General features: G+C 73.2%; 5 protein-coding genes. All 5 read left to right on the top strand.

All coding sequences use genetic code 11. The features are described from left to right. Positions 1-468 (top strand): hypothetical protein (locus VFE05_11665; protein ID HET6230718.1); only part of this gene is annotated, 468 nt, incomplete at its 5' end. A 211-nt stretch (positions 469-679) separates the two neighbouring features. Then, positions 680-1,054: a metal-sensitive transcriptional regulator gene (locus tag VFE05_11660; protein ID HET6230717.1), complete on the top strand. Its 375-nt coding sequence runs from the start codon at positions 680-682 to the stop codon at positions 1,052-1,054. 429 nt (positions 1,055-1,483) lie between these two features. Then, positions 1,484-2,077 carry a hypothetical protein gene (locus VFE05_11655; GenBank protein ID HET6230716.1) on the top strand — a complete coding sequence of 198 codons (594 nt, stop codon included), beginning with the start codon at positions 1,484-1,486 and terminating at the stop codon, positions 2,075-2,077. 1 nt (position 2,078) lies between these two features. Next, positions 2,079-3,317, top strand: coding sequence for a tetratricopeptide repeat protein (locus VFE05_11650; protein ID HET6230715.1), 1,239 nt, complete (start codon positions 2,079-2,081; stop codon positions 3,315-3,317). Between the two features lie 92 nt (positions 3,318-3,409). After that, the gene (locus VFE05_11645) at positions 3,410-3,760 is read left to right on the top strand and encodes a hypothetical protein (protein HET6230714.1); all 351 of its coding nucleotides are present in this window, start codon (positions 3,410-3,412) and stop codon (positions 3,758-3,760) included. Positions 3,761-4,078 lie beyond the last annotated feature (318 nt).

Here is a 4,078-nt window from a genome sequence, read left to right as displayed (position 1 = left end):
GACCCCGAGACGGCCGAGCGCGCGGCGAAGGCCCGCTGGCACGCGGGCGACGCCGGCCGCCCCGTGAGCGGCGAGTGCTGCGAGCTGGAGAGCGTGCACGCGCTGCCCGCCCCGTGCGACGCGGAATGCTCGGCGGACTGCGAGGCAGCGCTGCGCTTCCTGCGCGACCGCGAGCTGGTGATCGAGAACCTGGACGACGACGCATTCAACCCCACCGTCCACGACGCCATATCGGCCGAGGAGGTGGCGCAGCACTTCGGGTGGACGTACGAGGGTCCCGGCGGCAGCCAGACCGACGTGCCCCGCGCCGCCCGCGCGCTGGACCGCCTCTGCTCGGATCGGCGGGTGGTGTGCTTCACCCGTCCGCGCGTGCGCCGCACTGAGCGCGGCGAGATACGCCTCTACTGCACGCCGCAGCACCTGGAGCGCCTCTCCGCGCTCCTCGAAGAAGACGCCGTCGTCGCGTAGCCGCGGCAGCACGGGACAGATCGGCCGTGCAGCGAACGAGGGGGACGCGAGCGCATCGCGTCCCCCTCGTTCGTGTCAGCCGGTTGCGGACGCCGCTCCGCATCTCCCTCCGCGGCCGCACTACCATAGGGGGAGAGGGTATGCTAGACTGTTCGGGTGGATTGGCGATCGACCACAATTTCGATGCGGCGAGCGACACGGAGCGAATTCGATGAGCGTGGAAACGACGGCGGGCGTGGCGGTGGAGACGGATGCGGCGGACCTCGTGGACGGCGAGTCCGCGATGGATGGCGAGGGCCGCAAAGCGGTGGCGGTCGATCCCGAGATGAAGGAGCGCAACCTGAAGCGGCTGCGGCGCATCGAGGGGCAGATCCGCGGGTTGCAGCGCATGGTGGAAGAAGACCGGTACTGCGCGGACATCATGACGCAGATCGCGTCCGTGCACGAGGCGCTGCGCAGCACCGGCCGCGAGCTGATGCGCAACCACCTCCGCCACTGCGCGACCAACGCCATCCTGTCCGGCGAGCCCGAGGCCGAGGCGATGTACGACGAGCTCATCGACCTGATGTACAAGCACGTCCGGTAGATTGCCCGCCGCGCATCCGCCGCATCGCCCGGGCCGGCTGGGATGAGGCGCACCGGTGGAGCATCGGCCGATCAGCGACGGATGCGCATCTCCGGACATCCGCGTTCCCGTCGGTAAATGCGGACGGTACAGTTCCCGGCCGCGGGTGGCGGAGATGTAAAATTTCTGGTCGCTTCTTCCGAACCTCAGCTGCGGCAACGGCTTTCCAGGCCGGACGGAGATCATCCCGTCCGGCCTTTTTACATCCACGCAAACCATATGGGAGCCATTTTGTCCAGGTAAGCTATGCATCCATAACGGGTTGGCGTATGTGGACGCGGCGGCGGCATTCTCGCGTTGCAGCGGAGTGGCACCGCATCCCTGGCGGTGCCCTGAAGCGCCGGTCCCGCCGGCCACGTCACGTACCGCCCCACCCGCGGAGCAGGCCCCATGAAGCGCATCTCCCCGCTCGCCGCAACGCTGCTGCTCGCCGTGATGGCAGGCGCGTGCGGCGGCGACCGTTCGGCGTCCCTCACCTCGCCGCAGGCGGCAGCGTACGACGCACGGCCCGGGCACTCCCCGCTGCCGCGCGTGGTGCACCGTGCGCCCGGCGCCCCCCGCTTCGGCACCGACAGCGCCTCGTTCGACGCGGTCGCCGGCCGTCCTGGGGTCGTGGTGATCGGCTTCGCGGACGGGACGCCCCTCGCGGCCTTCGTCGCGGGCCCCGACGCCCTGCGCGGCGCCACGCTGGGCGGGCGCCCGGTACGCAACGGCGAGAAGGTGCGCATCACCATGCGGCGGGTGGACGGCGACCGGTTCGCGGTGGCCATGGAGCCCAGCGGGCTGGTCTTCAACCCTGCCGCGCAGCCGCGGATCACCTTCTCGTACCGCTGGGCCGACCCGCCGCCGTACCACGAGACGCTGCGGGTGTGGAGCCAGGACGCGGGCGAGCCGTGGCGCGCGCTGGAGGGTGCGGACGACTCGTGGCTGCGCACGGTGAGCGCGCCGGTGCCGGGCTTCACGCAGTTCGCCGTGGGGTACTGAGGTGTTCGCCGCGGCCGCCATGCCCGAGTGGCTGGAGCGGGCGCGCGGCCTGGCGCGCGCCGGGCGCTGGCAGGAGGCCAAGTACGTCCTGCTCGCCGCCGGCGGCGGCGTGGACGAGTGCCCGTGGGCGCTGTACCTGCTGGCCGAGGCGTGCTCGCGCCTGAGCGACCGCGCCACCGCGTTCGACGCGGCGCGGCGGGCGCTCTCGGCGTTCCACCTGGCGGGCGACGACGCGGGCATCCTCAAGGCCACGAACCTGATCGGCATCGTCCACTTCCACGGCGGCGACCCGGCGAGCGCACAGGCGTGGTTCCGCGACGCGCTGGGGCTGGCGCACGCGGCGGGCGCGAGCGAGATGGCGGCGCGCATCGCCAACAACCTGGGCTCGGTGCACACGCTGCAGGGCGACGCGGCGCGGGCCCTGGAGCACTACCACGCGGCGCTCGCCGCGTACGACACCGCGGGCGACGTGGCCGGGCAGGCGCAGGTCTGCCACAACCTGGGCATCGCGCACCGCGACCTGGAGCGCTGGGCCGAGGCCGACGCGCTGTTCGCCGCCGCCGCCACGCACGCGCAGTCGCTGGGCGACCACTCGGCGTTCGGCTTCGCCATCCTGGAGCGCGCGGGCCTGGCGCTGCGCCGCGGCGAGCCCGGCGTGGCCGAGCAGGTGGCGCGGCAGGCGGCGGTGCGCTTCGACGCGTGCGGCAGCGAGTACGGCCACGCCGAGGTGTTCCGGCTGCGGGGGATGATCGCCGCGCGGCGCGGCGAGCTGGCCGAGGCGCACGCGCTGCTGGACCGCGCCGCCGCCCGCAGCGCCATCCACGGCGTGGCGCTGGTGGACGCCGAGGTGCGGCTGGAGCGCGGCATCGTGCTGTGCCGCCTGGGCGAGCGCGACGCGGGACAGGACGACTTCCGCGTGGCCGCCGAGACCTTCGAGTCGCTGGGCGCCGCGCACCTCGCCCGCCGCGCCCGCGCGCTGCTCGCCGCCCCGCCATCTCCAGACGCGCCTTCCGCCGATTCCCGACCTGCCGATTCCCCATCGGCCGATTCTCCATCCGCGGGTTCGCCGTCGGCGGAGGCAGCGTCCGCCGGCTCCGCGCCGCCCGAATCCACATCTGCCGTCGTGCCCGTAGCCGCCGTGCCGGTGGTGGCGGGCCGGGCAGGCGCGGCCCCATCGCCCGAGGTGCCGGCGTCCGTCCAGGTTGCGGGAGACGGCACGTCGCGCATGCGGGCGGCGTAGCGTCTGGCGCGCGGGGCCGCGGCCGGGTAACATGCGGAAGAGGGCCGCCGCGGCCGGGGCGCCCCGCGTGAGACCCGTAACCTGGAGGGCGGATGAAGCACCACGGACTGCCGGAGAAGTTCACGCGCCTGGGCGTCGGCGTGGACGGCAGGGAGTACGTCCAGTGCACGCGCACCGGCGACGTTCTGGTGCAGACCGGCGACGACGAGTGGGGCCACTTCGCCTATGCGGACGAGTGGCGCGACAAGACGGGCCCGGCGCTGTACCCGCAGCTGGTGCACCTCACGCGGACGCTCAAGGAGGTGGGCCGCCGCGAAGACGTGGAGACGCAGGTCGAGGCGCTGCGTGCCGCCATCGCGCTGCTGGGCGAGCTGGAGGGCACCCTCCGCAACCGCATCGTGGAGCTGGAGAGCGGCGGCGTGGTGGCACCCGTCGGCGGCTGACCGCGGTTGCGGGAGATGCGGGGCGGCCCATGCGCGGCCGTCCATCCCCCGTGCCTTGGGAAGATGAGACGACGAAGCGGATACGAAAGATGCGGGGCGTCCCGGAAGACCGGAGCGCCCCGCATCTCGTTTCTCTTCCGCCGTTCGGGTCAGACGCAGCAGGGACGCGAGATGTCGTCGTCGCCTGCGAACGGCAGCGCGCCGCACGTGTAGCTGGTCTGCGGGCACGTGACCGACGAGCCGGTCGCGTCGTGCGCCCGCACCGTGCCGCGCGTCGCGCGCGGGACCACGGCCGTCTCGAACGTCTCTACCGACACG

The sequence above is a fragment of the Longimicrobiaceae bacterium genome (assembly GCA_035696245.1).
In the GTDB taxonomy this organism is placed as follows: domain Bacteria; phylum Gemmatimonadota; class Gemmatimonadetes; order Longimicrobiales; family Longimicrobiaceae; genus DASRQW01.
Note: the sequence above shows the minus strand (reverse complement) of the source record. Positions and strands in the feature narration are given on the sequence as shown.